The sequence below is a fragment of the Flavobacterium sp. genome, assembly GCF_003525665.1.
In the GTDB taxonomy this organism is placed as follows: Bacteria; Bacteroidota; Bacteroidia; order Flavobacteriales; family Flavobacteriaceae; genus Flavobacterium.
In genome coordinates, this window is the sequence record NZ_DQDX01000006.1 from 8,544 (window position 1) to 11,762 (window position 3,219).

Here is a 3,219-nt window from a genome sequence, read left to right on the forward strand (position 1 = left end):
CTTGTAACTTCCCATTTTCCTTTGGTCACTTGGTTTTTTAATTTTCCAGTTTTGTCGTATAAATAAATATGATTGAAACCATCTTTTTCTGAAGTCCAAATAAAACTATTGTCTTTTAAAAAGGTCAAATTATCGGTTACATCAACATAGGCTTTGTCTTTTTCGTTCAAAACCACTTTTGCAGTTCCTGTAGTTCCATCAACAAAAATCAAATCTAAATTATCCTGATGACGGTTCAAAACTTGAGCAGAAAGTACATTGGCATCATTAGTCCATTTCATTCTTGCAATATAAAAATCAGAATAGTTTCCTAAATTGATTTTCTTCGCTGATTTACTTCCTACTTCAAAAATATGTAATGAAACTTCAGAATTTTTTTCTCCAGCTTTTGGATATTTAAATGTTTGTGATGTTGGATACAAATCTTTTTGATACATATCCATAGAAAATTGTGGTACTTTACTTTCGTCAAATCTAATGAAAGCTAATTTTTTGCTATCGGAACTCCAATCGAAAGCTCTTACAAAGGCAAATTCTTCTTCGTAAACCCAATCCGTAATTCCGTTGATTATTTCATTTTTCTTTCCGTCATTAGTTACTTGAGTGATTGCTTTTGATGCAATATCATAGATAAACAAATCGTTTTCTTTAGCATAACCAATTTTAGTTCCGTCTGGAGAAAACGTTGGCTCTTGTACATTTTCTAAAACTTTAGTCAATTCTTTAGTAGCAAGATTGTATAAATAATAGGTAGCTGTAAACGAATGACGGAAAATTGGAGAAGTGTTATTTGCAATTAAAATTTGCTTTTCGTCGTTACTAAAAGTGTAACTATCAATTCCTTCTGATAAATCTTTGTAGGATTTTGTGTCGATTAAAGTCGAAACTTTTTTTAGAGTTGCAAAGTCGTAAAGATCGATTTGCTGTGTTCTTGAAGTTCTATCTGAGTTAAGAACTGTGTATTGATTTGTAATTTTCATGGACTGTAATGCATCCATTCCTTTGGTACGAAAAGCGCCTGTATATATTTCTTCAACGGAGATTTTTTGCTGAGCAATAACAGAAAAACTAGTTAAAATAAATAGCGCTAGTAATTTTTTTGACATCATATTTTTGATTGATTATAAAACGAGTCCAATTTTAGTGAATTTTTTGGAAATAATGACTTATTTTTATGTTAAATGCAGTTTTAACTGATAAAAACTATTCAACAAAAATTTCAAAAGTTCATCCATCAATTAAATTTTCAAAAAAAAAGCAACCTATTTTATAAATCACTAAATTTGTATTCAAATCTTTATTTATATGGAATCGTTACACATAGAATTTCAGCCAAAAGTAAAAGAAAAACTTCTTGAATTTTTAAACTCATTTTCAAAAAATGACTTGAAAATTATTGAAGATGAAACTTCATTTGAAGCAACTAAAAGTTTTAAAGAACATCAACAAAGATTGCAACTATCTCTTGAAAGACTTAGATCTGGAGAAAGTAAACTATATGATATCGACGAACTTGATGCTATGTTAGAGAAAACAATTTCAAAACATGAGCATTAAGTTTACTGAAGAATTTTATTTTTTACTTAATGAAATTGTAGATTTTATCGCCACTGATAAACCTTTGGCTGCAAGAAAATTTAAAAAAAATTTAATTACATCAATTAAAAAAGATTTAAAATCTCCTTACAATTATAAAAAATCAATCTATTTCGATGAAATAATTTATAGAGATTACGTTTTTAAAGGATACACTATTACTTGTAAAGTTCATGAAGATGGCTATGTAATAATACTAGGAATTATAAAAAATAAAAATACTTATTAATTTATATTAATGAACAACGCTATTGCTGGATTTTCCAAATTATCCAAAGAAGAAAAAATTAATTGGATTGCTACTGAATATTTTACTAACCCAACCGATGCCATTGCAACCATAAAACAATATTGGAACAGCGATGAAAGTCTTCAAAAATTACACGACGAATTTATTGAAAACACCATAACCAATTTCTATTTACCAATGGGAATTGCTCCAAATTTTCTCATCAACGGAAACTATCATTCGGTTCCAATGGTGATTGAAGAAAGTTCGGTTGTTGCTGCTGCTGCAAAATCGGCTAAATTCTGGTCAACTCGTGGCGGATTTAAAGCAACCGTTTTGAATTCAGAAAAAATTGGTCAGGTTCACTTTTTATACAAAGGTGATGTTGCTAAGTTGGAACAATTCTTCAAGCAAACAAAATCGAAATTCTACTCAGAAACCGATAGCATTACTAAAAACATGCAAAAACGTGGTGGCGGAATTTTGGATATTGAACTTCGAAATAAAACTAACGAATTAGAAAATTACTATCAGCTTCATGCTACTTTTGAAACGAAAGATTCCATGGGTGCCAATTTTATAAACTCGTGTTTAGAACAATTTGCCAAAACATTAAAACAAGAAGCGCAAAATTTTTCAGATTTTTCAGATGATGAAAAAGACATTCAAGTAGTGATGAGTATTCTATCTAATTATGTTCCCAATTGCATCGTTCGCGCCGAAGTTTCTTGCAAAGTAGAAGAATTGGCAGAAAAAAATATAACTAATCCGCAAGAGTTTGCAGAGAAATTTGTTCAAGCTGTAAAAATTGCCGAGATAGAACCTTTTCGCGCAGTAACACATAACAAAGGAATTATGAATGGCGTCGACGCTGTAGTTCTAGCCACAGGAAATGATTTTCGCGCGGTAGAAGCTGGAGTTCACGCTTACGCATCTCGATCTGGAAAATATTCAAGTTTATCACACGCCAAAATTGAAAACGGCATCTTTACTTTTTGGATGGAAATGCCTCTTGCACTTGGAACCGTTGGCGGATTAACATCGCTTCATCCGTTAGTGAAAATGGCTTTACAAATTCTAGGAAAACCAAGTTCGCACCAATTAATGCAAATTGTAGCCGTTACTGGTTTGGCACAAAACTTCGCGGCTTTACGTTCGTTAACAACCACCGGAATTCAAGAAGGTCACATGAAAATGCACATCAATAATATTCTAAATCAGTTTGAAACAACAGATGAAGAACGAAAAACTATTAGAAAACATTTTGAAAATAACACCATTTCTCATGCTTCGGTTGTATCGTTTATTGAAAATTTAAGAAAATAATTAGAAACGAATGGATGTCTCTTATACACATCTCCGAGCCCACGAGACTCAGGCGAAGCTCAGTTCAA

General features: G+C 31.4%; 4 protein-coding genes. 3 read left to right on the forward strand and 1 reads right to left on the reverse strand.

Translation table 11 applies throughout. From position 1 onward, the window contains the following. A partial coding sequence (locus tag DIU01_RS00480) for a DPP IV N-terminal domain-containing protein (RefSeq protein WP_290831306.1) occupies nt 1–1,109 on the reverse strand: 1,109 nt, incomplete at its 3' end. Between the two features lie 196 nt (nt 1,110–1,305). Here DIU01_RS00480 and DIU01_RS00485 point away from each other — a divergent pair. Genes DIU01_RS00485 through DIU01_RS00495 form a run of 3 tightly spaced genes read left to right on the forward strand, consistent with a single transcriptional unit; the run spans nt 1,306 to nt 3,151 of the window. Next, on the forward strand, nt 1,306–1,557 hold the full coding sequence (locus tag DIU01_RS00485) for a hypothetical protein (protein ID WP_290831307.1): 252 nt from the start codon (nt 1,306–1,308) through the stop codon (nt 1,555–1,557). Beyond that, complete coding sequence (locus tag DIU01_RS00490; RefSeq protein WP_290831308.1) at nt 1,547–1,825, forward strand: type II toxin-antitoxin system RelE/ParE family toxin; 279 nt, start codon at nt 1,547–1,549, stop codon at nt 1,823–1,825. Before DIU01_RS00485 ends, DIU01_RS00490 begins: the two co-directional genes overlap by 11 nt. 9 nt (nt 1,826–1,834) lie before the next feature. After that, nucleotides 1,835–3,151 carry a hydroxymethylglutaryl-CoA reductase, degradative gene (locus DIU01_RS00495; RefSeq protein WP_290831309.1) on the forward strand — a complete coding sequence of 439 codons (1,317 nt, stop codon included), beginning with the start codon at nt 1,835–1,837 and terminating at the stop codon, nt 3,149–3,151. The last annotated feature ends 68 nt before the right edge of the window (nt 3,152–3,219 follow it).